This is a genomic window from Pseudomonas hunanensis (genome assembly GCF_013393325.1).
In the GTDB taxonomy this organism is placed as follows: Bacteria; Pseudomonadota; Gammaproteobacteria; order Pseudomonadales; family Pseudomonadaceae; genus Aquipseudomonas; species Aquipseudomonas putida_P.
Window position 1 is genome coordinate 84,972 of record NZ_QJRC01000099.1, and the last position, 26,000, is coordinate 110,971.

The 26,000-nt window shown below is 62.6% G+C and carries 23 protein-coding genes, 1 tRNA gene and 1 pseudogene; 9 read left to right on the plus strand and 16 right to left on the minus strand.

What is annotated here, in order from left to right:
* Position 1: 1 nt before the first annotated feature.
* The 3 genes from fadA to DM807_RS24435 form a co-directional block, all read right to left on the minus strand.
* Complete coding sequence (gene fadA / locus DM807_RS24425; RefSeq protein ID WP_012271343.1) at positions 2-1,177, minus strand: acetyl-CoA C-acyltransferase FadA; 1,176 nt, start codon at positions 1,175-1,177, stop codon at positions 2-4.
* 31 nt (positions 1,178-1,208) lie between these two features.
* Positions 1,209-3,356 carry a fatty acid oxidation complex subunit alpha FadB gene (gene fadB / locus DM807_RS24430; protein ID WP_179028058.1) on the minus strand — a complete coding sequence of 716 codons (2,148 nt, stop codon included), beginning with the start codon at positions 3,354-3,356 and terminating at the stop codon, positions 1,209-1,211.
* 531 nt (positions 3,357-3,887) lie between these two features.
* A complete protein-coding gene (locus DM807_RS24435) occupies positions 3,888-4,325 on the minus strand; it encodes a hypothetical protein (RefSeq protein ID WP_179028059.1) in 438 nt (145 codons plus the stop codon).
* A gap of 110 nt (positions 4,326-4,435) precedes the next feature.
* Here DM807_RS24435 and DM807_RS24440 point away from each other — a divergent pair, with 110 nt between their 5' ends.
* The gene (locus DM807_RS24440; RefSeq protein WP_012271340.1) at positions 4,436-4,876 is read left to right on the plus strand and encodes a universal stress protein; all 441 of its coding nucleotides are present in this window, start codon (positions 4,436-4,438) and stop codon (positions 4,874-4,876) included.
* A gap of 63 nt (positions 4,877-4,939) precedes the next feature.
* Here the strand turns inward: DM807_RS24440 and DM807_RS24445 are convergent, their stop codons facing one another.
* Complete coding sequence (locus tag DM807_RS24445; RefSeq protein WP_179028060.1) at positions 4,940-6,868, minus strand: ATP-binding cassette domain-containing protein; 1,929 nt, start codon at positions 6,866-6,868, stop codon at positions 4,940-4,942.
* 221 nt (positions 6,869-7,089) lie between these two features.
* Between DM807_RS24445 and DM807_RS24450 the strand changes: the two genes are divergently transcribed.
* Positions 7,090-9,015, plus strand: a complete 1,926-nt coding sequence (locus DM807_RS24450) for a transglycosylase SLT domain-containing protein (RefSeq protein WP_012271338.1) — start codon at positions 7,090-7,092, stop codon at positions 9,013-9,015.
* Positions 9,016-9,096: 81 nt separating this feature from the next.
* Here the strand turns inward: DM807_RS24450 and DM807_RS24455 are convergent, their stop codons facing one another.
* Together DM807_RS24455 and DM807_RS24460 are read right to left on the minus strand one after the other, a co-directional pair.
* Complete coding sequence (locus tag DM807_RS24455) at positions 9,097-9,900, minus strand: MOSC domain-containing protein (protein WP_012271337.1); 804 nt, start codon at positions 9,898-9,900, stop codon at positions 9,097-9,099.
* Positions 9,901-9,955: 55 nt separating this feature from the next.
* Positions 9,956-10,891 carry a chemotaxis protein CheV gene (locus tag DM807_RS24460; protein WP_012271336.1) on the minus strand — a complete coding sequence of 312 codons (936 nt, stop codon included), beginning with the start codon at positions 10,889-10,891 and terminating at the stop codon, positions 9,956-9,958.
* Between the two features lie 350 nt (positions 10,892-11,241).
* Between DM807_RS24460 and DM807_RS24465 the strand changes: the two genes are divergently transcribed.
* From DM807_RS24465 to DM807_RS24475, 3 genes are all read left to right on the plus strand, one after another.
* Positions 11,242-11,751: a histidine kinase gene (locus DM807_RS24465; protein ID WP_179028061.1), complete on the plus strand. Its 510-nt coding sequence runs from the start codon at positions 11,242-11,244 to the stop codon at positions 11,749-11,751.
* A gap of 365 nt (positions 11,752-12,116) precedes the next feature.
* The gene (locus DM807_RS24470) at positions 12,117-13,013 is read left to right on the plus strand and encodes a sensor histidine kinase (protein ID WP_012271334.1); all 897 of its coding nucleotides are present in this window, start codon (positions 12,117-12,119) and stop codon (positions 13,011-13,013) included.
* Positions 13,003-13,662, plus strand: coding sequence for a response regulator (locus tag DM807_RS24475; protein WP_179028062.1), 660 nt, complete (start codon positions 13,003-13,005; stop codon positions 13,660-13,662). The genes DM807_RS24470 and DM807_RS24475 overlap by 11 nt, the downstream gene beginning before the upstream one ends.
* On the opposite strand, the gene yegS is transcribed toward DM807_RS24475, so the two are convergent.
* A complete protein-coding gene (yegS, locus tag DM807_RS24480) occupies positions 13,646-14,533 on the minus strand; it encodes a lipid kinase YegS (protein WP_179028063.1) in 888 nt (295 codons plus the stop codon). The two genes, DM807_RS24475 and yegS, sit on opposite strands and share 17 nt — an antisense overlap.
* Positions 14,534-14,763: 230 nt before the next feature.
* Here yegS and DM807_RS24485 point away from each other — a divergent pair, with 230 nt between their 5' ends.
* Positions 14,764-16,011 (plus strand): glycosyltransferase family 4 protein, encoded by a 1,248-nt coding sequence (locus tag DM807_RS24485; RefSeq protein ID WP_179028064.1) that lies wholly within the window; start codon positions 14,764-14,766, stop codon positions 16,009-16,011.
* Here DM807_RS24485 and DM807_RS24490 read toward each other — a convergent pair.
* Positions 16,000-17,226: a molybdopterin-binding protein gene (locus DM807_RS24490; RefSeq protein ID WP_179028065.1), complete on the minus strand. Its 1,227-nt coding sequence runs from the start codon at positions 17,224-17,226 to the stop codon at positions 16,000-16,002. The two genes, DM807_RS24485 and DM807_RS24490, sit on opposite strands and share 12 nt — an antisense overlap.
* The gene (moaB, locus tag DM807_RS24495; protein WP_012271329.1) at positions 17,210-17,749 is read right to left on the minus strand and encodes a molybdenum cofactor biosynthesis protein B; all 540 of its coding nucleotides are present in this window, start codon (positions 17,747-17,749) and stop codon (positions 17,210-17,212) included. Before moaB ends, DM807_RS24490 begins: the two co-directional genes overlap by 17 nt.
* 187 nt (positions 17,750-17,936) lie before the next feature.
* Between moaB and DM807_RS24500 the strand changes: the two genes are divergently transcribed.
* Positions 17,937-18,158 carry a YgdI/YgdR family lipoprotein gene (locus DM807_RS24500; RefSeq protein ID WP_012271328.1) on the plus strand — a complete coding sequence of 74 codons (222 nt, stop codon included), beginning with the start codon at positions 17,937-17,939 and terminating at the stop codon, positions 18,156-18,158.
* 80 nt (positions 18,159-18,238) lie between these two features.
* Positions 18,239-18,315 (plus strand) — tRNA-Pro (locus DM807_RS24505).
* A gap of 56 nt (positions 18,316-18,371) precedes the next feature.
* On the opposite strand, the gene mqo is transcribed toward DM807_RS24505, so the two are convergent.
* From mqo to DM807_RS24520, 4 genes and pseudogenes are all read right to left on the minus strand, one after another.
* Positions 18,372-19,952, minus strand: a complete 1,581-nt coding sequence (gene mqo, locus DM807_RS24510; RefSeq protein ID WP_069943105.1) for a malate dehydrogenase (quinone) — start codon at positions 19,950-19,952, stop codon at positions 18,372-18,374.
* 184 nt (positions 19,953-20,136) lie between these two features.
* The gene (locus DM807_RS28200; protein ID WP_370739379.1) at positions 20,137-20,904 is read right to left on the minus strand and encodes a methyl-accepting chemotaxis protein; all 768 of its coding nucleotides are present in this window, start codon (positions 20,902-20,904) and stop codon (positions 20,137-20,139) included.
* Between the two features lie 165 nt (positions 20,905-21,069).
* Positions 21,070-21,831, minus strand: a pseudogene (locus DM807_RS28205) (methyl-accepting chemotaxis protein); the annotation flags it as partial.
* Positions 21,832-21,923: 92 nt separating this feature from the next.
* Entirely contained in the window at positions 21,924-23,678 is a 1,755-nt protein-coding gene (locus tag DM807_RS24520; protein WP_179028067.1) for an ABC transporter transmembrane domain-containing protein, read from the minus strand.
* A gap of 209 nt (positions 23,679-23,887) precedes the next feature.
* On the opposite strand from DM807_RS24520, the gene DM807_RS24525 reads away from it, so the two are divergent.
* Positions 23,888-24,061, plus strand: coding sequence for a PA1571 family protein (locus DM807_RS24525; protein WP_176729473.1), 174 nt, complete (start codon positions 23,888-23,890; stop codon positions 24,059-24,061).
* Between the two features lie 59 nt (positions 24,062-24,120).
* Here the strand turns inward: DM807_RS24525 and pdxB are convergent, their stop codons facing one another.
* From pdxB to DM807_RS24540, 3 genes are read right to left on the minus strand one after another with little or no spacing between them, the layout of a single operon-like run.
* On the minus strand, positions 24,121-25,263 hold the full coding sequence (gene pdxB / locus DM807_RS24530; RefSeq protein ID WP_060494697.1) for a 4-phosphoerythronate dehydrogenase PdxB: 1,143 nt from the start codon (positions 25,261-25,263) through the stop codon (positions 24,121-24,123).
* Positions 25,264-25,323: 60 nt separating this feature from the next.
* The gene (tusA, locus tag DM807_RS24535) at positions 25,324-25,566 is read right to left on the minus strand and encodes a sulfurtransferase TusA (protein WP_012271322.1); all 243 of its coding nucleotides are present in this window, start codon (positions 25,564-25,566) and stop codon (positions 25,324-25,326) included.
* 21 nt (positions 25,567-25,587) lie between these two features.
* A complete protein-coding gene (locus DM807_RS24540) occupies positions 25,588-25,797 on the minus strand; it encodes a hypothetical protein (RefSeq protein ID WP_179028068.1) in 210 nt (69 codons plus the stop codon).
* Between the last annotated feature and the right edge of the window lie 203 nt (positions 25,798-26,000).

Genomic DNA, 26,000 nt, shown 5'->3' on the forward strand with positions numbered 1-26,000 from the left:
ATCAGACGCGTTCGAAGACAGTGGTGATACCTTGCCCCAGGCCGACGCACATGGTCGCCACCCCCAGCGTACCGCCATTTTGCTTCATGACGTTGAGCAGGGTGCCGGAAATCCGCGCCCCGGAGCAACCGAACGGGTGGCCCAAGGCAATCGCGCCGCCGTGCAGGTTAACCTTCTCATCCATCTTGTCGAGCACTTTCAAGTCTTTCAGCACTGGCAGGGCCTGTGCAGCGAAGGCTTCGTTGAGCTCGATGAAGTCGATGTCGGCCATGGTCAGGCCGGCACGCTTGAGGGCTTTCTGGGTCGAAGGCACCGGGCCGTAGCCCATGATAGCCGGATCGACACCGGCCACCGCCATCGAACGGATCACTGCCAATGGCTGGATCCCCAGGTCCATGGCACGCTGGCCGGACATGACGATCATGCACGATGCGCCATCAGTGATCTGCGACGAGGTACCGGCCGTGACAGTCCCCCCTTTCGGGTTGAATGCCGGCTTGAGCGACGCCAGGCCTTCGAGGGTGGTTTCCGGGCGAATGGTTTCGTCGAAATCGAACACCTTCAGGAAGCCGTTCTCGTCATAGCCCTGCATCGGGATGATCTCGTCCTTGAACTTGCCTTCGACCGTGGCCTTGTGGGCCAACTGGTGCGAACGCACGCCGAACAGGTCCTGCTGCTCACGGGTGATGCCATGCATCTTGCCGAGCATTTCTGCAGTCAGGCCCATCATCCCGGAAGCCTTGGCGGCATGCAAGGACAGGTGCGGGTTGGGATCGACGCCGTGCATCATGCTGACGTGCCCCATGTGCTCCACGCCACCGACCACGAACACATCACCGTTACCGGTCATGATCGCCTGGGCGGCAGTGTGCAGCGCGCTCATCGACGAACCGCAAAGACGGCTGACGGTCTGGGCCGCAGAGGTGTGCGGGATCTGGGTCATCAGCGACGCCATGCGGGCGATGTTCCAGCCCTGTTCCAGGGTCTGGTTGACGCAGCCCCAGATCACGTCCTCGACTTCTTTCGGGTCAACCTTGCCGTTGCGTTCCAGCAACTTGCTGATCAGGTGCGCCGACATGTCTTCGGCGCGGGTATTACGGTGCATGCCACCCTTGGAGCGGCCCATTGGCGTGCGACCGAAGTCGACAATCACCACGTCTCTTGGATTCAGGCTCATATCAAATCTCTCGCTCTAGCTCGTTGACCGCTCAGTTGAAGAAGCGCTGGCCGTTCTTGGCCATTTCACGCAGCTTGGCGGTCGGGTGGTACAGCGGCCCCAGATCGGCATACTGATCGGCCAGGGCGACGAATTCGGCAACACCGATCGAGTCGATGTAACGCAGCGCACCACCGCGGAAGGGAGGGAAACCAATGCCGTAGACCAGGCCCATATCGGCTTCGGCAGCGGTTTCGACGATGCCGTCCTCCAGGCAGCGCACGGTCTCCAGGCACAGCGGGACCATCATCCAGTTGATGATGTCTTCGTCGGTGACTTCACGCTGCTCGAACACGATCGGCTTGAGCACATCGAGCACGGTGGCGTCGAAGACCTTCTTCGGCTTGCCGCGCTTGTCGGTTTCGTAGGCGTAGAAGCCTTTACCATTCTTCTGGCCCAGGCGGTTGGCCTCGTACAGCGCATCGACGGCCGAGCGGCGCTCGTCCTTCATGCGGTCCGGGAAACCTTCGGCCATTACGTCGCGACCATGGTGGCCGGTGTCGATACCGACCACGTCCATCAGGTAGGCCGGGCCCATCGGCCAGCCGAACTTTTCCATTACCTTGTCGATGCGCACGAAGTCGACACCGGCACTGACCAGCTTGGCGAAGCCGCCGAAGTAAGGGAACAGCACGCGGTTGACCAAAAAGCCCGGGCAGTCGTTGACCACGATCGGGTTCTTGCCCATTTTCTTGGCGTAGGCCACGGTGGTGGCAACCGCCACTTCACTGGACTTCTCGCCACGAATCACTTCCACCAGCGGCATCATGTGCACCGGGTTGAAGAAGTGCATGCCGACGAAGTTTTCCGGGCGCTTGAGCGCCTTGGCCAGCAGGTTGATGGAAATGGTCGAAGTGTTGGAGGCGAGGATCGCATCGCCCTTCACCTGGCCTTCCACTTCCGCCAGTACCGCTTGCTTGACCTTCGGGTTCTCGACCACGGCCTCGACGACGATGTCGACATTGGCGAAATCGCCATAGGACAGGGTCGGGCGAATGGCGTTGAGTGCCTCGGCCATCTTGGCCGGGGTCAGGCGGCCCTTCTCGACGCGGTTGCCGAGCAGCTTGGAGGCCTCGTTCAGGCCCAGCTGGATGGCTTCCTCGCGGATGTCCTTCATCAGGATCGGGGTGCCCTTGACCGCCGACTGGTAGGCAATGCCGCCACCCATGATGCCGGCGCCGAGCACGGCGGCCTGCTTCACGTCATGGGCGATTTCGTCATGCGCCTTGGCCTTGCGCTTGAGCTCCTGGTCGTTGAGGAACAGGCCGATCAGGCTCTCGGCGACCGAAGTCTTGGCCAGCTTGGCAAAGCCTGCGGCTTCGACTTCCAGCGCTTTGTCGCGACCGAAGTTGGCGGCTTTTTGAATGGACTTGATGGCTTCGACCGGGGCTGGGTAGTTCGGCCCGGCCTGGCCGGCGACAAAGCCCTTGGCGGTCTCGAAGGCCATCATCTGCTCGATGGCGTTGAGCTTGAGTTTCTCCAGCTTTGGCTGGCGCTTGGCCTTGTAATCCAGCTCGCCACTGATGGCGCGCTTGATCAGGTCGAGAGCACCGGCCAGCAGCAGCTCAGGGGCGACCACGGCGTCAACGGCACCCACTTTCAGGGCGTCCTCGGCACGGTTTTCCTTGCCGGCGGCGATCCACTCGATGGCGTTGTCCGAGCCGATCAGGCGTGGCAGACGCACGGTGCCGCCGAAGCCAGGGTAGATACCCAGCTTGACTTCTGGCAGGCCGATCTTGGCGCTGTTGGACATGACCCGGTAGTCGGCTGCCAGGCACATTTCCAGGCCGCCGCCCAGGGCGATGCCGTTGATGGCGGCAACGGTGGGCACTTCGAGGTCTTCGAAGGCGTTGAAGATGCGGTTGGCTTCCAGGTTGCCGGCGACCAGTTCGGCCTCGGGCAGCTTGAAGTTGTCGACGAACTCGGTGATGTCGGCGCCGACGATGAACACGTCCTTGCCACTGCTGACGATCACGCCCTTGACCGAGGCGTCGGCCTGGATGGCTTCGACGGCCTGGCGCAGCTCGTTCAGGGTCAGGCGGTTGAACTTGTTGACGGACTCACCCTTGAGGTCGAACTTGAGCTCGACGATGCCACTTTCAAGAGCCTTAACCGTGATGGCTTTACCTTCGTAAATCATCAACTGATCTCCACGATATGGAAGCTGAACTGTACACGCCGATCGCTGCAGCAAAAGCAGGCCTAGCTGCCCTGCTCCAGGCACACCCGTCAGCGCGCTAGTCGGAAGTATGGCTTGGCGTCATGACATACAAACGCTCAATTCATACGCCCGTTTGATTTGGGTGTGCACACATTCTCCGAAAAGATCGGCGTTGTCAAATGCTCACGAGCACGGGGAAAACGCGACTTTCCAGTCATTTTGTATCGGATGGGTACAAAACATGATGACAGTGATCGCCGAGCATTCATGTCAGCGATTGACCACACGCGCTGGCAGTGTGCTGCAACTTTCGGCTTGCGTGGCAAGCGCGGGCGGCTACACTGGCACTTGCTTGAATGAATACCCGGCCTGCCTGGCCTTTTCTGCGCAGCAGAACGCAAAGCGGCGACTTGGCACCCCACCCCTTCAGGGTTCTGCCAAGCCGCCGCTTTGTCGTTTGAGAACAGGTTTATCGCGCGTGACGCCTACCCTGCGGGAGCAAGGCGGGACTCAGGCCAGGGTTTCGAGGGCGTAGGCAACATCCTGCAATACAGCCGTATCGCCCCGCTCGGTCCAGTACAAGGCAATCATCCGCGCATCGGCCTCGACCTTGTAGACGCTCACCGGCAGGCGCGCCAACGCCTCCATGAAGCGCGGGTCTTCGCAGGGTTCGCGCCACTGGTTCCACCACACCCCCGGGCTGACCTGCCAGAAGCTAAAGCTGTCCTCATGCCCACGGCGCCTGGCCCGGTGGTACTGCGGGCAAGGGCTTGGCGGCTCCTTTTCCAGCCAGTGCGGCCACTGCTGCGGCGCCAGTTGCATGGCCAGGCCCATGCGCCGCGCCTCCAGGCGCAGCTTCATCTGCTCGCTCTGCTTGCGCGAGCTGCGCAGCCAGGAAAGCGGGCTGAGAATCAGCGCAAGGATTGACACCACCAGCAATACCGTCATATCAGTACATCCCATAAAGCGTTGCAAATGAGCTGGTTAGCCATTTTTCACGGTAGACCCGCCCGAAAGCGACCATACTTCTTCTATCGCGATTGTCAGGAGTACCGCTCATGTCCTACGAACATCTTCTGGTTGCCGTCGACCTGACCGAAGAATGCGACCCGGTGATCAAGCGCGCCATGGCGCTGGCCGCGCCTTCGAACGCCAAGGTTTCGCTGGTGCACATCGTCGAGCCGATGGCCATGGCATTTGGCGGTGACGTGCCGATGGACCTGTCGCAACTGCAACAGCAGCAGTTCGACCAGGCCAAAGAGCGCATGGACCGCCTGTTCAATAAATACCCGGACATCAAGCGCGGCGACTCCCACTTGACCTACGGCCAACCGCGCCAGGAAATCCACCAGCTGGCCAAGGACCAGAACTGCGACCTGATCGTGGTCGGCAGCCATGGCCGTCATGGTCTGGCGCTGCTGCTGGGCTCCACGGCCAATGACGTGCTGCATGGCGCGCCGTGTGATGTGCTGGCGGTACGCCTGCTGAAGAAAGAATGACTTAACCAGATCTGGCCTCTTCGCGGGCTTGCCCGCAAGGAGGCCAGATCTGGCTGACGCCGATCAGCCTTCCAGCTCAGCCCAGCGCTCTACCAACGCATCCAGCTCACCTTGCAGCCTCTCGATGCTGGCCAGCACTGCCGAGGTTTCCGCGATCGGCCGCTGGTAGAAGCCCGCCGCATTCACTTCTTCCTGAGCCTCAGCCATGCGCTGTTCAACTTCGTCGATCTGCCCTGGCAGCATCTCCAGCTCACGCTGCAACTTGTAGCTGAGTTTCTTTTTCGAAGCCTCTTCCACCACCGGTGCCGCAACGGGCGCGGGCTTGGCCTCGACCTTCTCCACAACCGCGCTGTTGAGTGCGGACTTGCCACCCTTGCTCTCGGTCACGCCCAGCAGTTTCGGCGAGCCGCCCTGACGAATCCAGTCCTCGTAACCCCCCACATACTCACGCACCTTGCCCTCGCCTTCGAACACCAGGGTGCTGGTGACGACGTTGTCGAGGAAGGCCCGGTCGTGGCTGACCATCAGCACGGTGCCCTTGTAGTTGGACAGCACCTCTTCGAGCAGCTCGAGGGTTTCCACATCCAGGTCGTTGGTCGGTTCGTCGAGTACCAGCAGGTTGGCCGGCTTGCTGAACAGCTTGGCCAGCAGCAGCCGCGCACGCTCACCACCCGACAGCGCCTTGACCGGCGTGCGCGCACGCTGGGGGCTGAACAGGAAATCGCCAAGGTAGCTCAGCACGTGGCGGTTCTGACCATCGATCTCGATGAAATCGCGGCCTTCGGCCAGGTTGTCGATCACGGTCTTTTCCAGATCGAGCTGGTGGCGCATCTGGTCGAAATAGGCCACCTCAAGCTTGGTACCGCGCTCCACTTTGCCCGCGGTGGGCTCAAGGTCGCCCAGCATCATCTTGAGCAACGTGGTCTTGCCGGTACCATTCGCGCCCAGTAGACCGATACGATCCTGGCGTTGCAGGACCATGGAGAAATCCTTGACCAGCAGGGGACCGTCCTTGTGATGGAAGCTGACATTTTCCAGCACCATCACCTGCTTGCCGGATTTGTCCGCTGCTTCGATCTGGATGTTGGCCTTGCCCTGGCGCTCACGGCGCTCGCCACGCTCCACACGCAACGCCTTCAGTGCACGCACGCGGCCTTCGTTACGGGTACGCCGGGCCTTGATACCCTGGCGAATCCACACTTCTTCCTGGGCCAGGCGCTTGTCGAACAGCGCGTTGGCGGTTTCTTCGGCGGCCAATGCGGCCTCCTTGTGCACCAGGAAGCTGGCGTAGTCGCCGTTCCAGTCGATCAGGCCGCCGCGATCCAGCTCAAGGATACGGGTGGCCAGGTTCTGCAGGAAGGAACGGTCGTGGGTAATGAACAGCACCGCGCCGTTGAAGCCGCGCAGGGCCTCTTCAAGCCAGGCGATGGCGCCGATATCCAGGTGGTTGGTTGGCTCATCGAGCAGCAGCAGGTCGGGCTCGGACACCAGAGCCTGAGCCAGCAGCACACGGCGGCGCCAGCCACCGGACAACTCGGCCAGGGTCTTGTCGGCCGGCAGCTGCAAGCGGCTCAGGGTGCTTTCCACCACCTGCTGCAGGCGCCAGCCGTCACGGGCTTCCAGCTCGTGCTGAACGTGCATGAGTTTTTCCAGGTCTTCGTCGCCCTGGATGTTCATGCTCAGGTGATGGAACTGCGCCAGCAACTCGCCCACACCGTCCAGGCCAGCGGCAACCACGTCGAACACCGTGCGCTCGTCGGCCACCGGCAGCTCCTGAGGCAGCTCGCCGATCTTCAGGCCAGGGGCACGCCAGATTTCACCGTCATCGCCCTTCTGCTCGCCCTTGACCAGGCGCAGCATGCTCGACTTGCCGGTGCCGTTGCGGCCGATGATGCACACCCGCTCGCCACGAGCGATCTGCCAGGACACTTTGTCCAGCAGCGGCATGGCGCCGAATGCGAGGGACACATCGCTGAATTTGAGCAGGGTCATGTTGGTCTCCATAAATCGGGCGCGCATTCTACCTGACTTGGGCCTCGACGGCACCCGCCAGCCCCACCGGCGAGCGACAGGTGACATCTGGTCGTACTTAATATCCCGATACAAGCACAGTGCTTTCACCCGCCGCCGGCAAACGGCTAAGCTAAGGCAATAGCTTTCAACAGTGCTGGCTCCGCCGTCACTTCCCCATGGTTCAACTGCCCGGACGTATCATGCGCAGCCGCCTGTTACATATTGCATCCTGCCTGCTGCTTACCGCCGCCACCTGCGCGGCGCAGGCCACCGACCTGACCCTGCAACGCCAGTATTATGACGAGGCCAAGCGTGCGCTGGCCAAAGGCGACAAAGGCCCATACCTGCGCTATGCCCAGGCCCTGAGCGACTACCCGCTGACGCCCTACCTGGCCTACGACGAGCTCACCGCCCGCCTGAAAAGCGCCAGCAACCAGGAGATCGAAGGTTTTCTCGCCAAGCATGGCGACCTGCCCCAGGCCAACTGGATGAAGCTGCGTTGGTTGCGCTGGCTGGCCGAGCGCGGCGAGTGGGACACCTTCGTCAAGTACTACGACCCCAAGCTCAACTTCACCGAACTGGACTGCCTCAACGGCCAGTACCAGCTCAGCCACGGCCTGCGCGCCGAAGGCTACGCCACCGCCGATAAGCTGTGGAACGTCGGCAAGTCGCAACCCGCTGCCTGCGACACACTGTTCGGCATGTGGGCAGCCGAAGGCCAGCTGACCGAGGCCAAGCGCTGGGAACGCACCAAACTGGCGGCCCAGGCACGCAACTATGGCCTGGCTAACAACCTGGTCAAAACCCTGACTACCCTCGGCCCGCAGGGGAGCCTGCTGGTCGACGTGGCGCAGAAGCCCGAGCTGCTCAACCAGCCGTCACGCTTCACCCCGGTCAACGAAGCGATGTCCGACGTGGTCAGCCTCGGCCTTCGTCGCCTGGCCCGGCAGGACCCGGAGCGAGCCATGGCGCTACTCGACGACTACGCCCAGCGCATGCACTTCTCCCGCGACGAAAAGGTGGCCATCGCCCGCGAAATCGGCCTGACCCTGGCGCGTCGTTACGACCCGCGCGCGCTCGACCTCATGACCCGCTACGACCCCGAGCTGCGCGACAACACCGTCAGCGAATGGCGCCTGCGCCTGCTGCTGCGCCTGGGCCGCTGGGAAGACGCCTACGAGTTGACCAAACGCCTGCCCCAGGACCTGGCCAGCAGCAGCCGCTGGAAGTACTGGCAGGCTCGCAGCCTGGAGCTGGCACAGCCAAACAACCCGCAGATTCCACTGCTGTACAAGACCGTGGCGCGTGAACGCGACTTCTATGGTTTCCTGGCCGCCGACCGGGCACAGACGCCTTACCAACTGAACAACAAGCCGCTGCCGCTGAGCCCGCAACTGGTCAAAAAGGTGCGCAATACGCCCGGCATTCAACGCGCACTGGAATTCCACGCCCGTGGCCAGATCGTCGAAGGCCGCCGCGAGTGGTACCACGTCAGCCGTCACTTCACCCGCGACGAAATGGTTGCCCAGGCACGCCTGGGCTATGAGCTGCGCTGGTATTTCCCGGCTATCCGTACTATCAGTCAGGCGCAGTACTGGGACGACCTGGACATCCGCTTCCCGATGGCCCACCGCGACACCCTGGTACGCGAGGCCAAAGTTCGCGGCCTGCATTCGAGCTGGGTATTCGCCATCACCCGCCAGGAAAGCGCCTTCATGGAAGACGCACGCTCACCGGTGGGCGCCAGCGGCCTGATGCAACTGATGCCGGCCACCGCCAAAGAGACCGCGCGCAAGTTCAGCATCCCGCTGGCATCACCCGCGCAAGTGCTGAACCCAGACAAGAACATCCAGCTGGGTGCGGCCTACCTGAGCCAGGTCCACAGCCAATTCAACGGCAATCGAGTGCTGGCTTCGGCGGCCTACAACGCCGGCCCCGGGCGCGTGCGTCAGTGGCTCAAAGGCGCCAAGCACCTGAGTTTCGATGTATGGGTGGAGTCGATCCCGTTCGACGAAACACGCCAGTATGTGCAGAACGTGCTGTCGTATTCGGTGATCTACGGGCAGAAGCTGAATTCGCCACAGCCGCTGGTGGATTGGCATGAGCGGTATTTCGACGACATGTAAGGGTTGCTGAGCCTGTACAGCCCTTGCAGGAGCGGCCTGGTGTCGCGCCTACAAGGGCCAGTGCTGGCGCTGGAAACACGGCTATTCCAGAACCTCTACCTGCATCCCTACCTCCAACCGCCCACTGCCATCCACCGCCAGGTTTTGCCCGAACAGCACATCCCCCTCCTTCTCGCGAAAGGTTTTGAGCGTCGCCATCGGCTCACGGTCGGCACTGCGCTCCCCGGTAGCCGGATCGATGGTGGTGAAAATGCACCGCACACTGGGCTTGAGCACGCGAAATTCCAGGCTGCCTATACGAATTCGCTTCCAACCATCCTCGGCAAACGGCGCTGCCCCCTGCACCACCAGGTTGGGGCGAAAGCGCAGCATCTCCATGGGCCGGCCGATGCGCCGGTTGAGCTCGTCCAGCGAGCCCTGACCAATCAACAGCAACGGGAAGCCATCCGGAAACGCCGCCCGATCACTGTTGAAGCCATAACCATTGGGCAGGTAACGCGCACGCGGCTCCGGGCAATGCACCAGGCGTACGGCTTTACCCAGCAACTCGCTCAGCCAGGCCGCCGCGGCATCGCCGGCGTCCGGCACACGCAGGGTATCGCGCCAGATGGTCACGCCGCGCAGGGCGTCATCCGCAGGCGGCACAGGCACCTGCAACAGATCCTGCCCAGGGGCCTGTAGCAGCAACTGACCGCTGTCGTCTTCGCGCGCGTCGATCTGGCCAAGTTGTGGCCAGGCACGCTGGGTCAGGAAGCGTCCGTTTTCCTCCTCGACCACCATCCAGCGGCGGTCGCCTTGCACGCCCAACAACCCCACGGCTGCGGTCTGCAGGCTTTGCGCCCGCCCCGACTTCACCGGGTATCGATACAACTCACTTAGAAACATCCCTGCTGCCTCGCGTCATGCCAAAAGCCAAGCTTATACTTGGCCGGCTCAACGTTCACGCAGTGGCGCTATCCAGCAACAGGCGTTGCTTGACCACGTCGACCAAGCGATCAGGCTGGAACTTGGAAAGGAAGTTGTCGCAGCCCACCTTCTTCACCATGGATTCGTTGAAGCTGCCCGACAGCGAGGTATGCAGCACCACATAAAGGGGCCGCAGGCGCGCATCGCTGCGGATCTCGGTGGTTAGCCGGTAGCCATCCATTTCCGGCATTTCGGCATCGGTAAACACCATCAGCAGCTTCTCGCACACGTCCTCGCCAGCATCCGCCCAGCCCTTGAGCATGCGCAGCGCCTTCAGACCATCACTGGCCACGTGCAGCTTCATGCCCAACTGGGACAAGGTATCGCGCAACTGCGCCAGGGCCACACTGGAGTCATCCACCAGCAACACCTCGCGGCCACGGGCCCGGGCCAGCACCGGGTCGGCGAGTTTATCGCCAGAGACCCGAGCGTTGTATGGCACGATTTCAGCCAGCACCTTCTCCACGTCGATCACTTCGACCAGTTTTTCGTCGACCTTGGTGATGGCGGTCAGGTAATGCTGGCGACCGGCACTGGTCGGCGGCGGCATGATCGACTCCCAGTTCATGTTGACGATGCGGTCGACACCGCCCACCAGGAAAGCCTGCACCGAGCGGTTGTATTCGGTGACGATGATCGTGCTGTCCGGCCCCGGTTGCAGCGGGCGCATGCCAATCGCCTGGGACAGGTCGATCACCGGCAGGGTTTGCCCGCGCAGGTTCACCACACCGCAGACGAAGGCATGGCGCTGGGGCATCAGTGTGAGCTTGGGCAGTTGCAGCACTTCCTGCACCTTGAACACGTTGATCGCGAACAACTGGCGACCGGCCAGGCGAAACATCAGAATTTCCAGGCGGTTCTCACCCACCAATTGCGTGCGTTGGTCTACCGTGTCGAGAATGCCAGCCATTGGAAAGCCCCCAGGCTCAAGTCGAAAAAAGTGAAATCATCTACCCTGTATCGGCGGCTCCACACACACCTTGACCCCTGCGGGAAAATGCTGCGAGGGCAATTGATATCACCATGCCATCATGCTTTACTGCGGGCATCCAGCGCAAATCAAGGCTTCGGCAAAAGTTCCCCACCCTAGCCTCGCATCAGGGAAACCCTTAGCAGCAATCGGGTGCAACCTGATGTTCGCGATATCCTTTAGCCATTAATGTGACGCCATTCTCATTGCATGAATGGAGTCAGGCTTTTGCTAGCTATCGTTTTGGCGTGCCCGCCCCCCGCGCCTCATCCACGCGCGGGGACCTGATGATGGACACTGCCTTATCGTTCGATGACGCCCTGCAGGGCTTCCTGCTGGATGCCCAAGTGCTGCTGACCCAGGCCCAGGAGTGCCTGCAGCATCTGGAGCTGATCGACAATGACCTGGACGCCTGTCGCTGCCTGGAAAACGCCCTCGACAGCCTCGCCCGACAGGCCACACGCCTGGGCCTGCGTGAAGTCGCCCACTACACCACTGCCCTGCAACAGTTGCTCGCCCCGGCCTGCCACGGTGCTTGCTTGCAACGTGCCGCCTTACCTGCGATAGGGGCCTGCCTGACCCTGCTGGCCTGGCAGCTGGAGCTGGTAGATACCCGGACCGGGCGGTTGAACCTGGACATCGGCGAGCAGCTGGTGCTACTGGGCGAGTTGGCCAAGGTCGTGCAACAGCCCTTTGCGCCAGCCTGCGCATTTTGCAATGAGCAAGGCAGCGAGTGCATTCACCCGCACAGCCACATGGCAGCCGGCACGCACCCCAGCCGCTCTACCACCACGTATTGACTTTGCATGAAGTGCAACTAAGGCTGCTTGTTCAAGTACCACCATGGTCGAACTTGAAAAGTGCTTCAAGTTTTTCAGTGTCACGTTGAAACTTGACCGCGCTAGTTGCAGCACAAGTGCACAGTGAGTGACTAAAGGGTGGCACTTTGCTACCCGAAACTGCCCGACCAGCAGGCGTTTCAAAGCGTTACCCAGCCGCGACCGATGCAATGCGAAGTGGTAATATGCGCCCCCACAAACGCTTGCTACCGGAAGCAAGGTTGCAAGATCACGTGTTTAAAAAAATATCGAAAGTACTGCGCCAAAGCCTCTGACCAGCATTGTGCAAGGCCTCCATCAGCAAGACTTCAGTGGCTTCCCTATCTATGTTCCCACGCTTGAAGACTTCTCTGCGTTGCTGCCCCCGCGCTGCCCTGCTGCGTTGGACGACGGTCGGGCTGTGCGTGGCCTCGCTGCTTGCCAACCTGGCGCTGTACCTGACCCATCAGGCAATCCCGCCCAGCCTGCTGATGCTGCAGCTGGTCGCCACGCTGGGCGCCGCTGTGCAACTGGGCCTGGGCGCCAGGTCGATCAGCCTGCGTCCGGCCGAGCTGGCCGAGCGCATGCTCAAGGTGCAGGAAGATGAGCGTCAGCACCTGGGCCGGGAACTGCACGACGACATCGGCCAACTGCTCACCGCCGCCAAGCTGCAATTGCAGTGGTTGCAGCGGCGCATGCCCGACGAGTTGCAGAACCACTGCGACGCCCTGCGCAGCACGCTGGATGACACCTTGGGCAACGTCCGGGATGTATCTGCCCTGCTCAACCCGCGGCAGTTGGCCAGCCTGGGCCTGGAAGCCAGCCTGCGTGCGCACCTGGTACGTACCTTGGCCAGCAGCGGGGTGCACTGGAGCCTGGCGTGCAACCAGCGACTGGGCGGCATCGACGAGACGGTAGCCATGGCAGTGTTCCGTATCACCCAGGAGGCGGTGACCAACATGCTGCGTCACGCCCAGGCGCACAACCTGGTCATTCGCCTGCAGCGCACTCCAGAGGGGCTTACTTTGTCGATCCACGACGATGGCTGTGGTTTCGTACCCGCCCGCCACCCGGCCGAGGCCGGCCAGCGCGGCCTGGCCGGCATGCAGGAGCGGGTAACCGCGCTGCAGGGCAGGCTCGACATTACCAGCCAACTTGGCCTGGGCACGCAGATCGAGGCGATGTTCCCGTGGCCTCCGCGCACCCAGCAGCGCGCCAGGAGTACGCCCGCCCATGACCTGTAGGCTGCTGCTGGTAGACGACCACTCATTGATCCGCGCCGGGGTACGTGCGCTGGTCTGCGATATCCCCGGCTATGATGTGATCGGCGAAGCCGACGATGGCAGCCAGTTGCTCGAACAGGTTCTCACACTGGCCCCAGACATCGTCTTGCTGGACATCTCGATGCGCTCGACCAGCGGCCTGGACGCTCTCACCCAGCTGCGGGCCAGCGGCAGCACGTGCAAGGTGCTGATCCTGTCGATGCACACCGACCCGGACCTGATCATGCGGGCCCTGGAAAGCGGCGCCCACGGCTATCTGCTCAAGGACACCAGCGCCACCGAGCTGGAACAGGCCCTGAGCGCCGTGCGCAACGGCGAGCGTTACCTTAGCCCGGCCATTGCCCACACCGTCATCAACCAGGCGCTGCGCCACACCAAGCAAGGCAAGCAAAGCGCTGGTGAGCGGCACAACCTGACGGCACGGCAACTGGAGATCCTGCGCCTGATCGTGCGCGGCAAGTCCACCCGGGAAATTGCTACAGGCCTGGGCCTGTCGATCAAGACCATTGAAACCCACCGTTCGCAAATCATGAAGCGCCTGCAAATTCACGACGTAGCGGGCCTGGTGCTGTTCGCCGTGCGCGAGAAAATCATCAGCCTGGACGACTGAGCAATGGCGACTCGGCCGGCAGGTGCAGGCGCAACGCCGCAGGCCTGGCCTGAAAGCGCAGGTTGGCAGCCTGCAAGGGCTCGCCATCAAGGTTGATGTCCAGCCCTTGCGCGCTCTTGATCTCGACCCACGGCAACCTGGCCCGAATGAACAGGCCGTCACCGGCCAACAAGTCACGTAGCGCCCCTACCACTTCCTGTGGCGCAGGCAGGATGGCGATATCAAGCAGACCGTCGTTGATGATGGCCTCAGGGCATAGCACCTGCCCGCCCCCCGCCTGACGGCCATTGCCGATACCCAGCGCCAATAAGTCCCCTTGCCAGTGGAAGTCCGGGCCCTGCAACTCCACCGAAGCCGCCTGCAGCTCACTGAAGCGCGACAACCCGGTGAACAGGTAGGCGGCAGCGCCCAACACCTTCTTGAGGTCTTCCGAGGTATTGGCGGTGACCTGGCTGCCAAAGCCGCCAGTGGCCATGTTGAGGAACAGCTGGTCACCAGCCTGCCCCAGGTCTATGGGTTGTGGCGCGACATTCAACAAAGCCAGCGCCGAGGCTGGCAACTGGGGGATGCCAGCGGCCTTGGCAAAATCGTTGGCCGTACCCAATGGCAACAAGGCCAGGCTGGCGCTGGTGGCGGCCAACCCCATGGCCTCGGCCACATCGCGTAATGTGCCATCACCTCCACCGGCGACGATATGGCTGTAACCCGCAGCCAGTGCTTCAGCGACCAACCGCTGGGCGTCGCCCGCCTCCCAAGTGACTCGTACATCCAGCACCCAGCCACTATCGCGCAGCTCGCGCACGGCGCTGCGGACCTCTTCGTTCATCGCCTGCTTGCCGTGCAGCACCAGCATTGCCTTGCGCCCTTGCATGTGCGCGTCTCCGTAAAATGGGCCAACCCAGATCTCGACCACTGGCACGCCCGGATCGTTGCATACCCTGGCAAAGAATCGTGCAGGCCGGTCATTTTTCCCACGCCTGGGAATGCCCGGCTATGCTCAGCAGATACACCTTTTGCCATGGACGCGCCCGGCAGTGGCTCCCCCACTGCTGCCAATGGGCGCGTTTTGCTATCTGCAACCTTTCACGAGGATTCCGGGTAATGCGCATTCTCTGGACACTGCCTTACTTGCCCTGGCCGACCACCAGCGGCTGCAAGACCCGGCAATACCACTTGCTGCGCGCACTGGCTCAACGCGGCCACCGGATCACCCTGCTGGTGCAGTCGAAAATCCCCCTCAGCGATGGCGCTCGTGATGCCCTGGAACCACTGCTCGAACGCCTGATCGTTTTGCCCCGCCGCCCGCTGCACAGCCCGCTGAACCTGCTGGCTTCACCCATCATCGACTACCCCATGCGAGCCATCATCAATGGCCTTTCCTCTTGCCTGCGGCACCGCTTCGAGCAGTTGCTGGACGAGCCCTGGGACGTCATCCAGATCGAGCACAGCTACAGCTTCCAGCCGTTTGAAAAAGCCCTGCAGGCCCGAGGGCTGCCCTACATGCTCAGCGAGCACACCTTGGAGTCGGTAATGGGCGGCGCTTGCCACGACCGCCTGCCGCTGTGGCTACGCCCGCTCAACGCCTTCGACCGCTGGCGCTATCGGCGCTGGGAACATCGCGTACTGCGCCAGCCCACCGAGCTGGTGGCGGTCAGCACCCACGATGCCGAACTGATTGGCCAGATCAGCGGGCGCCCAGTGAACGTGGTGGTCAATGGTGTAGATTGTGATTTTTACCAGCAGGTACAACCTGCGCTGCACAGCCAACGCCTGTTGTTCGTCGGCAACTTCGAATATGGCGCCAACCTGGAGGCCATCGAATGGGCGCTGGAAGACATCATGCCGCAGGTATGGATGAGCAACCCAGCGGTACGCCTGGCAATTGCCGGGCATGCAATGCCCGCCAACTGGAAATTGCACTGGAACGACCCGCGCATCGAGTGGTTGGGCTACCGACCCGACCTGCGTGAACTGCAGCGGCGCTCCGCGCTGTTTTTCGCGCCACTGCGCTATGCCGGTGGCTCGAAGGTGAAAATCCTCGAAGCGATGGCCGCCGGCCTGCCAGTAATCACCACCGGCAAGGGCGTTTCAGGCCTGAGCGCGAACAATGGCGAGCATTACCTGGGCAGCGACGACGGTGACCAACTGGCGCTGCTGATCACCCAGCTGCTCAACCAGCCCTGGCGCATGAGCCAGTTGAGCACGGCCGGGCGCCAGTTCGCCCGCCAGCGCCACGACTGGAGCGTGGCCGCCCAGCAACTGGAGAATGTGCACATGCGCCTGACCCAGGTGGCCCCGGCCGAGGCCGCGCCGCTGGCCAATGCCTGGCTGGGTCGCTCAGCCAAGTAACTCGCTGAAGGGGATGAACGGCACGCTGTCACCGCGCTTTGGCGTGCTGCCCTCACGCACCTCTACCAAGCCCTCGGCCCAGGCCGCGCTACGCAGCACACCCGAGCTCTGGTTCTTGTAGATGCGCACCTGGCCCTGCTCGATGCGCGCACGCAGGTATTCGCGGCGCGTCCCAGGCTTGGGCCAGTCAAAGCCCGCTGGCATATCGAAGCGCAATGGCGTGACGTCGGCCACACCCTGGCGGCGCAGCAGGTAGGGCCGGGTCAGCAGGCCAAAGGTGACCAGCGTCGAGGCCGGGTTACCTGGCAGGCCGATCACCGGCACGCCCTGGAAGTGGCCAAACGTCAGCGGCTTGCCCGGCTTGATCGCCAGCTTCCACAGCGCCAGCTCGCCAGCTTCGCGCAGGGCAGCACCAAGGTAGTCGGCCTCGCCCACCGAGACACCGCCGGTGGACAGGATCAGGTCTACGCCCCCCAGCTCGGCCAGGCAGGTGCGGGTACGGGCCAGGTCATCTGGCAGGATGCCGGCGTCGACCACTTCGCAGCCCAGTCGCTGCAGCCAGCTGACCAGCAACCTGCGGTTGCTGTTGTAGATTTGCCCAGGCCCCAGCGGTAGGCCGGGCTCGACCAGTTCGTCGCCGGTAGACAGCACCGCCACTTTCACCTTGCGCACTAGATCCAGGCGGCCATACCCCAGGGTCGCCGCCAGGCCCAGCTCGATCGGCCCGAGGCGGGTACCGGCGCTCATTACCTGTTCGCCCTTGCGGGTTTCCTGGCCCTGAGGGCGTATGTTCTGTTCGGTTTGCAACGCTTCGAGAAAACGCACCCGGCCATCTTCGAGCACTTCGGTGTTTTCCTGCATCTCGACGCAGTCGGCCCCTTCCGGCACCGGTGCACCGGTGAAGATCCGCGCGCAGGTGCCCGGTTGCAGCGGCTGTGGCGCATGGCCGGCGAAAATACGCTGGCTGACCGGCAGCGGCTGGCCCTGCCAGTCGGCTTTACGCAAGGCATAACCGTCCATGGCGCTATTCGGCCAGGGCGGCAGGTCGAGCGACGCCACCAGGTCGGTGGCCAACACACGGCCTTCGGCTTCGGCCAGCGGCAAGTTCTCGGTGTCGCGGATCGGTGCCGCCTCGGCCAATGCCAGCAGCTGCTCCAGGGCCTGTTCCACCGGCATCAGCGGCCGGGCCTGGCTGAGCTTAGCCACGGCTGTCACAGACCGCTGCCTGCTTCAGATGCGCCACGAAGTTGCACGGGCGATGACGGGCATCGAGCTGCTCGGCAAGGATGCCATCCCAGCCGGTGCGCACCGCATTGGTCGAGCCCGGCAGGCAGCACACCAGGGTGCCGTTGGCCAGCCCGGCCAACGCACGCGACTGCACGGTGGAGGTGCCAATGTCGGCCACGGAGATCTGCCGGAACAGCTCGCCAAAGCCGTCCACCTGCTTGTCCAACAGGCAGGCCACCGCCTCGGGGGTGCTGTCGCGGCCGGTAAAACCGGTCCCCCCGGTAATCAACACCACTTGCACGCTGTCGTCGGCGATCCAGGTGGCGACCTGGGCGCGGATCTTGTACAGGTCGTCCTTGAGCAGCACGCGCTCGGCCAGGCGATGGCCGGCGGCGCTCAGGCGGTCGACGAACATTTGCCCAGAGCTGTCGGTTTCGAAGGTACGGGTGTCGCTGACCGTGAGCACGGCGATGTTCAACGCCACGAAGGGGGTATCTGCCTTGGCTTTCATGGGGATCCGTCACAACAAGATGAGATGGCCGCAGTTATATCACAGCGCACCTTTTCCGGCGTTGCGCCCATCGCCCTTGCCCTGGGTCAAGGGGACGAAATCGTCGCTATGCTGCACTGGGAGTGAACTTGCACTAACGTCCTGCGTCATAAATGTCATCTAGCACCATCGCACTTGGAGAAACACGATGATCAAACGGACCCTCCCCGCCTTCCTGCTCGCCCTGGGCCTGGGCGCCCTCGCCGGCTGTGCATCGCCGACTGTCATTACCCTTAACGATGGTCGCGAAATCCAGGCCACCGACACGCCGAAGTTCGACGAAGACTCCGGTTTCTACGAATTCGAGCAGCTGGACGGCAAGCGCACGCGCCTGAACAAGGACCAGATCCGCACCGTCAAAGAGCTCTGATCAAGCCACCGTTTTGGCAATGGCCCTTTAAACAACAAGGGCTTGCTGGCGAAAACGGGATGCAGTAGGATTTTGTTCATCGGAGTGTAGCGCAGCCAGGTAGCGCGTCTCGTTCGGGACGAGAAGGCCGCAGGTTCGAATCCTGTCTCTCCGACCAGGTTCTGCTAAAAAAGCCCGCCTTGCGCGGGCTTTTTGTTGTGCGCGAGAACGACGTCAGTGCGCGGCTTGGGCTTCAGCTTCTACGGGCATGTGCAACAACTGCAAGCGCTCGCTGCTCCACGCGCGGGTCTGGTTGGTCAGCGCCAGGTCGTTGTTCAGCTTCTGGCCGTAGCTCGGCACGATTTCCTTGAGCCTGGCCTGCCAGGCAGGCGACTGGATGCGGTCCTTGAAGGTCTTTTCCAGCACGGTCAGCATGATCGGCGCGGCGGTCGAGGCGCCAGGCGAAGCGCCCAACAGCGCGGCGATACTGCCGTCCTGCGCCGCCACCACTTCGGTACCGAACTGCAACACACCACCCAGTACCGGGTCCTTCTTGATCACCTGCACCCGCTGGCCAGCCTGCAGCAGCTTCCAGTCTTCGTTCTTGGCGTTGGGGAAGTACTCGCGCAGCGCGTTCATGCGGTCATCGAAGCTGAGCATCAATTGCCCCATCAGGTAGGTGCTGAGGTCGATGTTGTCGATACCGGCATTGAGCATGGGCAACACGTTGTGGCTGTTCAGCGAGGCGAACATGTCCAGCAGCGAACCGTGCTTGAGGTACTTGGTGGAGAACGTGGCGAACGGGCCGAACAACAGCACCTGTTTGCCATCGATCATCCGCGTGTCCAGGTGCGGCACCGACATGGGTGGAGCGCCAACCGAAGCCTTGCCGTACAGTTTGGCCTGGTGACGCGCGACCAGGTCAGGGTTATCGGTCATCAGGAACTGGCCCCCCACCGGGAAGCCCGCATAGCCTTCGGCCTCGGGGATGCCCGACTTCTGCAACAACTTCAGTGCGCCGCCACCGGCTCCAATGAAGACGAAGCGGGCATTGACAGCCTTCTCCTTGCCGCCGTTGGCCAGGTCGGCCACGACTACATGCCAGGTGCCATCGTCGTTACGTACGATGTCACGCACTTCATGACGCACATTCAGCGACACGTTGGGGTTGCGAGTCATTGCAGCGAACAGCTGGCGGGTGATTTCGCCGAAGTTCACGTCGGTGCCGATGGCCATGCGCGTGGCGGCGATCTTCTGCCCCGGGTCACGGCCTTCCATGACCAGCGGCGCCCATTGGCGAATCTGCTCGTGGTCCTCGGAGATTTCCATGCCGCGGAATAGCGAGCTGTGTTGCAGGGCATCGACGCGCTTGTGCAAGAAGGCAATGTTCTCGTCTCCCCAGACGAAACTCATGTGCGGCACATTGTTGATGAACGATCTTGGGTTGTTCAGCACGCCCTGCTCGACCTGGTAGGCCCAGAACTGCTTGGACACCTCGAACTGCTCGTTCACCCCCACGGCCTTGCTGATGTCGATGCTGCCATCCTTGCCGACGCTGGTGTAGTTCAGCTCGCAGAATGCAGAGTGACCGGTGCCGGCGTTGTTCCAGGCGTTGGAGCTTTCCTCGGCGACCTGGTCCATGCGCTCGTAGACGTCGACCTTCCAGGACGGTTCCAGCTCGGTGAGGTAAGTGCCCAGGCTGGCACTCATGATGCCGCCACCGATCAACAGCACGTCGACGGTTTTCTCAGGCTCGGCAGGTTTGGAACAGCCGATGACGCCCAGGCAGAGGAACGTCAGCAGAAATTTCTTCATTGATGTTATCCAGTTGTTGTGTGCACGCGCGCCGCCTGGAGCAGGGAATGTGCCAACTGGGGTTGGGCTAACAAATATGGGGTAAAACGAAGGGCCGCATGGCGGCAACCCGCCACAGGGCAATGGTTTTAGCGGTCTGGTGGCGGATTTCCCCCAGGGGCCGTGTGACGGCCCCTTTTCAAGGTCAGGCGCTCAGGCGCGAGGTGACTTCGCCCAGTTGCCCCGACAAACCATGCAGGCGATGCCCCGCCTGCTCGGTATGCTGCACCGCTTCCTGGTTGGCCGTGGCAATGCGGGTAATCTCGATCAGGTTGCGCGAGATATCGTCGGCTACGCTGGTCTGCTCTTCAGCTGCCGTGGCGATCTGCCGGTTCATATCGCGTATCGCCTCCACAGCCTGGGTGATACGTTGCAGCATCTGCCCGGCCTGCTCGACCTGTTCAGCCCCTTCCTGGCTTCGCTGCTGGCCGCTTTCGATGGCCTTCACCGCCTCCACCGCCCCAGACTGTACCGCTTCGATGATCTGGTTGATTTCGGCAATCGACGCCGCCGTGCGCTGGGCCAGGCTGCGCACCTCATCGGCGACCACCGCAAAGCCGCGCCCGGCTTCACCAGCACGGGCCGCCTCGATGGCCGCGTTGAGCGCCAGCAGGTTGGTTTGCTCGGCAATGCCACGAATCACTTCCAGCACTTTGCCAATGCGCGTGCTGTCATGCTCCAGATCGCGGATCACCGACGCCGTGCCAGCGATTTCACGGTTGACCACACCGATGATGTCGATGGTCTGCTGCATCACCTGCTCGCCCGCCTGGGCGCTGTGGTCGGCGTCATCCGCTGCACGGGCTGCCTCGGCGGCGTGGCGAGCCACCTCCTGTGCGGTGGCGGACATCTCGTGCATGGCCGTCGCCACCTGGTCGGTACGCTGGAACTGGTCATGAGTACCGCGAGCCATGTCGCCGGCAATACTGCGCAACTGGCCACTGGCGCCTTCCAGCTCCTGCGCGTTGTCCTGCAACCGGCCAACCGTGTCGGCCAGGAAATCGCGCAGGGTGTTGGCCGCCCGCGCCAGCCGCCCCAGTTCGTCCTCACGGCGGCTGTCGACCCGGGCGGCAAAGCGGCCTTGGCTGAGTTGCGCAACATACTCGATCAACTGGCGGATCGGCTCGATCAGGCTGCGATTGACCAACCACAGGCTAAGCAGCCCCACCATCACCGCAGAAGCCAGCATCACCAGCAGGCCCAGCCATACCGTGCGCTCGGCGCTGGCGCTGATGCTCGTCGCACGCTGGCGGGCATCGGCACGCAGTTGCTCGACCAGTTGGCTCATCTGCTCACTGGCGGCGCGATCCACGCCCTTCACCGCCTGGTCGCCTGCTACCGGGTCGCCACCTGCGGCAAGGAAGGCCTGCCGCCCCTGCGCATAGGCCTGGCCCAGCTGGCGGTGGCTGTCGCGCAATTGCTGTAGTGGCTCCTTGAGCCTGGCGTCGCTGCTGTCGATTAGTTGCCCGAGCAATTGTTGCACCTGCTGCTCGCGGGCCTGGAACTGCTGCCAGTACTTGTCCATCTCTGCCGGTTGGCGCCCGCGCAGCAGCACGTTCTTCCATTCCTGCACCTGGATCTTGAACTGCAGGTTGGCTTCGTCAATCAATTGCGAGGCCCGCAGCGGCCCGTCCACCAACTCGGCGTAACCACGCACGCTGGACGACAGAAACTGGAAACACACCAGGGCGATCAGCAGCATCGCCACCACGCTGCCGCCGAGCAGCGAGAGAATTTGCACTCTGAGGGATTTACGCAACATCGAGGGTCTCGGAACCAGAGGGGTAGGCTGAGGCCGCTGTACAGCCCCATTACTGGCAGGCCAAAAAAAGGCTGCCATCAAGCAATGGCAGCCAGGTCAAGCACTTACGCAACAGTTGAGGCAGATACTCTCAGGCAATTACTACAAAAATATTACAAAGCCGCGACAAGCTAACCGGTGGTGAACTGCAGCGCTGCCAGCCGCGCATACAGCGGGCTTTCCTCGATCAACTGACGGTGAGTGCCCACCGCCACTACCCGACCCTTGTCGATGACCGCGATGCGCTCGGCATGCTGCACCGTGGCCAGACGATGGGCGATCACCAGCGTGGTGCGCCCAGCCATCAGGCTGGGCAGCGCTTGCTGGATCAAGTGTTCGCTTTGCGCGTCAAGGGCACTGGTGGCTTCGTCCAGCAACAGGATCGGCGCATCGACCAGCAATGCCCGGGCAATCGCCAGGCGCTGACGCTGCCCGCCGGAAAGCCCTATGCCGCCTTCCCCTAGCGGTGTCTGGTAGCCCTGCGGCAGTTGTTGGATAAACGCGTCAGCGTGGGCACCGCGAGCTGCGGCTTCGACTTCAGCCAAGGTTGCCTCGGGCCGGCCATAACGGATGTTGGCCTCTACCGTGCCACGGAACAGCGACGGGTTTTGCGCCACCAGGGCGAACTGCCGGCGCAGTTGGTCAGGATCGAATTCGGTAAGCGCCTGGCCATCGAGCAGAATGCGCCCTTGTTGGGGGTCGTAGAAGCGCAGCAACAAATCGAACAGGGTCGACTTGCCTGCCCCCGAGGGGCCGACCAGCGCTACGGTCTGCCCGGGCTCGATGGCCAGGCTCAGGCCATCCACTGCCGCCACCGTGGGCCGTGACGGGTAGGCGAACACCACCTGCTGCAGCTCGATACGCCCGCTGGCCCGCTGCTGTGGTTGCCCCTGTACCACGGCGGGCGGCAGGATCGCACTGTGCGCCGCCAACAGTTCGGCAATGCGCTCGGCCGCACCTGCGGCGCGCTGCAGCTCGCCAATCACTTCGCTGAGCGTACCGAAAGCGCTGCCGACGATCAGGCTGTAGAACACGAATGCAGCCAGTTCGCCTGCGGAAATACGCCCGGCGATCACATCCATGCCCCCGACCCACAGCATCACACCCACCGCCCCCAGCACCAGCACGATCACCAAGGTGATCAGCCAGGCACGCTGAGCAATTCGCTTGCGGGCCACAGTAAACGCCGCTTCGACTGTGCCGGCGAACAGTTCGCGGTCGTGCGCCTGGTGGTTGTAGGCCTGTACGGTCTTGATCTGCCCAAGCGTCTCGGCCACGTAGCTGCCTACATCGGCGACCCGGTCCTGGCTTTGCCGTGACAGGCTGCGCACCCGACGGCCGAACAGCAGAATCGGTGCCAGCACCAGCGGCAGGGCCACCACCACGATGCTGGTGAGCTTGGGGTTGGTGATGAACAGCAACACCACGCCGCCAATGACCATCAGCGCGTTGCGCAGGAACATCGACAGCGATGAACCGATGACCGATTGCAGCAGGGTGGTGTCCGCTGTCAGCCGTGACTGGATCTCGGAGCTGCGGTTGTCTTCGAAAAAACCTGGGTGCAGACCGATCAGGTGGTCGAACACGGCACGACGGATATCGGCCACGCAGCGCTCACCAATCCACGACACCAGGTAGAAACGGCTGAAGGTGCCCACTGCCAGGGCCAGCACCAGCACCAGGAATAGCCCGATGGTCTGGTTGAGCTGGTGCGCGGAGCGCGTCATGAAGCCCTGGTCCACCAGCAAGCGGATGCCCTGGCCCATGGACAACGTAATGGCGGCGGTAACCACCAAGGCCAGCAGCACTTGCCGACGATAGGGGCGAACGAACTGCCAGGCCAGGCGCAAGGCGCGGCGTTGACGTGGGGAAACCGATTCGGGCATGGCGACGACCACAATGCTGGGGAAACCGCAGACTACCATTCATCCCGAGCGGGGGAATGGCTTCAGGGTGCTATAACGCATTGGTCTAAGCAGATGATGGAGCTTTCACAGGGTTTCTGTTGGACTGTTGCTGCCGTGACACAGAAGCTGTCACAGGCCAGTCACGGCACAAGGCTACCCTGAGCTCGAACCTGAAGAGGAGACAGTGCATGAGCTTGCAGCATGGCAGTGACAACCAGAAGCCCCAGACCACTCAGCAATCACAGGTATGCGGTTCGATCATCGACGCCAAGGGACGTGAAGTGCCCATCACCGAGCAGATGATCCAGCAGGCCTGCAAGGCCCTGGAAGAAAGCCGGGTCGAGCGCGTACGCAAAGGTTGATCGGCGAATTTTTTGCAACCCGGCGCTTGCGCCGGGTTTTTATTGCTCGGCAAGGTCGCTTAGACCAACGCCCCACCCAAGGCACTGACCAACTGCGCCAACTGCGGCGACTCCCCGCGCAAGCGCACTGCCAGCCCCTCGATTTCGCGCCGTGGCGGATAGTGCTTGCGCAACTGGTCGAACGCTGCTCGCTGTAACTGCGGGTCATCGCTCAGGCTACGACGGAAATCGGCATCGTCGCGGCGCGGGTCGTACACGGCGCGGCACAGGGTGGCCAGCGCCCAGGCCGGGTCGGTACTGGCATCCAGTTCGACCTGCGCCAGTGCTGGCCGGGGCAACAGGTCGGCCAGTTGCACCTGCTCGTCTACTCCCAGGAAGCGGCAAAGCGCCTGGTAGATCTGTGCCGTGCCACGTTGGCGACCATCGAGGCTGTAGCCGGCAATGTGTGGCGAAGCCAGGGTGCACAGGTCGGCCAACTGCAAGTCGACCTGCGGTTCACCTTCCCACACATCCAGCACCGCATGCACGTCTTCGCGGTCCAGCAGCAGCTCGCGCAGGGCGATGTTGTCCACCACCGGGCCACGGCTGGCATTGACCAACCAGGCCCCAGGGCGCAACTGTGCCAGCTGCGCCGGCCCCAGCAGGTGCCAGGTGGGGTGTTCGCCGCCGCGCTGCAATGGGGTGTGCAGGCTGATCACATCACACTGCTGCACAATGGTTTCGAGGCTGACGTAGTCTCCACCCTCGGCGGCTTGGCGCAACGGGTCGCAGACCAGCACCTTCCAGCCCAACCCGTGCAGTACCCGCACCAGGCGCCCCCCCACCTCTCCCGCGCCCACAACGCCGTAGACGCGTTCGGCCAGCGCTACGCCATCCAGCTCGGCCAGGGTCAGCAAACTGCCCAGCACGTAATCGACCACGCCGCGGGCATTGCAGCCCGGCGCGCTGCTCCAGGAGATACCGGCTTGGGCAAAGTAGTCCAGGTCCAGGTGATCGGTGCCGATGGTGCACGTGCCGACAAAGCGTACACGGCTGCCTTCGAGCAGTTGGCGGTCGACTTTGGTCACCGAGCGCACCAGCAGGATATCGGCGTCCTTGACGCTGGCGGCATCGAGGCTTCGGCCGGGGTAGCGGCGAATTTCACCGAAACCCTGGAAGAAGGCATCGAGCAGCGGGATGTTCTCGTCGGCAACTATCAGCATGGCGCTCTCCTGTCTGGGGAACGCAGTGTAGGCGGTACGCCGGGCTTGATCCAGAGCGATTCAGTCGGCTTTTTTGCGGATCCAGTACAGGAACGTGCCGGCGTCTTCTTGCTGCTGTAGCAGCTCATGGCCGAGGAAGTTGCAGAACTTGGGAATGTCGCGGCGTGTCGACGGGTCGGTGGCGATGACCTTGAGCAGGCCGCCGGCGGCCAGGTTACGCACGTGCTGGTGCAGCATCATCACAGGTTCCGGGCAGTTCAGGCCGGTGGCATCGAGGACGGCGTCGGGGGTGAAATCGGTCATGGGGGGCTCCGAAAATGATCGTTATTGTCGCGCATAGCGCGACGCGGTCCAAGCACCGCTTACGAATCGCGCTACGCGCCCGCTCTCCCTCGCCTCGCTCTTGATCTTGATCTTGATCTTGATCTTGATCTTGATCTTGATCTTGATCTTGATCTTGATCTTGATCTTGATCTTGATCTTCGCGACTTCAGGAGGCCGAACGCAGGCCTTGCGGAGGGAGGTGACGGGCATGGATGCCCGTCAAGCGCTGGGCCCCAGGATGGGGCCTGCAGCGCGGTCCTCCCGGGAGCAAGGCCGGAGTGAGGGAACCCCGGAGCGCAGCGTAGGGGCCGGATGATGGGAGCGCAGCGTTTTTTGGTTACTTTTTGTCGCGTTTGACAAAAAGTGACTCGCCGTAAGGGCGAAAAGGTGAGTCAGTGTCGCCATCGCAAACG

Coding starts and splice junctions, on each gene's coding strand:
- DM807_RS24485 (WP_179028064.1), top strand. CDS start 14,764: ATGCGCATTCTCTGGACACTGCCTTACTTGCCCTGGCCGACCACCAGC.
- DM807_RS24520 (WP_179028067.1), bottom strand. CDS start 23,678: ATGCCCGAATCGGTTTCCCCACGTCAACGCCGCGCCTTGCGCCTGGCC.
- pdxB (WP_060494697.1), bottom strand. CDS start 25,263: ATGCTGATAGTTGCCGACGAGAACATCCCGCTGCTCGATGCCTTCTTC.
- mqo (WP_069943105.1), bottom strand. CDS start 19,952: ATGAAGAAATTTCTGCTGACGTTCCTCTGCCTGGGCGTCATCGGCTGT.
- DM807_RS24470 (WP_012271334.1), top strand. CDS start 12,117: ATGTTCCCACGCTTGAAGACTTCTCTGCGTTGCTGCCCCCGCGCTGCC.
- fadB (WP_179028058.1), bottom strand. CDS start 3,356: ATGATTTACGAAGGTAAAGCCATCACGGTTAAGGCTCTTGAAAGTGGC.
- DM807_RS24465 (WP_179028061.1), top strand. CDS start 11,242: ATGGACACTGCCTTATCGTTCGATGACGCCCTGCAGGGCTTCCTGCTG.
- DM807_RS24440 (WP_012271340.1), top strand. CDS start 4,436: ATGTCCTACGAACATCTTCTGGTTGCCGTCGACCTGACCGAAGAATGC.
- DM807_RS24500 (WP_012271328.1), top strand. CDS start 17,937: ATGATCAAACGGACCCTCCCCGCCTTCCTGCTCGCCCTGGGCCTGGGC.
- DM807_RS24525 (WP_176729473.1), top strand. CDS start 23,888: ATGAGCTTGCAGCATGGCAGTGACAACCAGAAGCCCCAGACCACTCAG.
- fadA (WP_012271343.1), bottom strand. CDS start 1,177: ATGAGCCTGAATCCAAGAGACGTGGTGATTGTCGACTTCGGTCGCACG.
- moaB (WP_012271329.1), bottom strand. CDS start 17,749: ATGAAAGCCAAGGCAGATACCCCCTTCGTGGCGTTGAACATCGCCGTG.
- DM807_RS24540 (WP_179028068.1), bottom strand. CDS start 25,797: ATGCCCGTCACCTCCCTCCGCAAGGCCTGCGTTCGGCCTCCTGAAGTC.
- DM807_RS24460 (WP_012271336.1), bottom strand. CDS start 10,891: ATGGCTGGCATTCTCGACACGGTAGACCAACGCACGCAATTGGTGGGT.
- DM807_RS24445 (WP_179028060.1), bottom strand. CDS start 6,868: ATGACCCTGCTCAAATTCAGCGATGTGTCCCTCGCATTCGGCGCCATG.
- tusA (WP_012271322.1), bottom strand. CDS start 25,566: ATGACCGATTTCACCCCCGACGCCGTCCTCGATGCCACCGGCCTGAAC.
- DM807_RS28200 (WP_370739379.1), bottom strand. CDS start 20,904: ATGGCTCGCGGTACTCATGACCAGTTCCAGCGTACCGACCAGGTGGCG.
- DM807_RS24455 (WP_012271337.1), bottom strand. CDS start 9,900: ATGTTTCTAAGTGAGTTGTATCGATACCCGGTGAAGTCGGGGCGGGCG.
- DM807_RS24435 (WP_179028059.1), bottom strand. CDS start 4,325: ATGACGGTATTGCTGGTGGTGTCAATCCTTGCGCTGATTCTCAGCCCG.
- DM807_RS24450 (WP_012271338.1), top strand. CDS start 7,090: ATGCGCAGCCGCCTGTTACATATTGCATCCTGCCTGCTGCTTACCGCC.
- yegS (WP_179028063.1), bottom strand. CDS start 14,533: ATGCAAGGGCGCAAGGCAATGCTGGTGCTGCACGGCAAGCAGGCGATG.
- DM807_RS24475 (WP_179028062.1), top strand. CDS start 13,003: ATGACCTGTAGGCTGCTGCTGGTAGACGACCACTCATTGATCCGCGCC.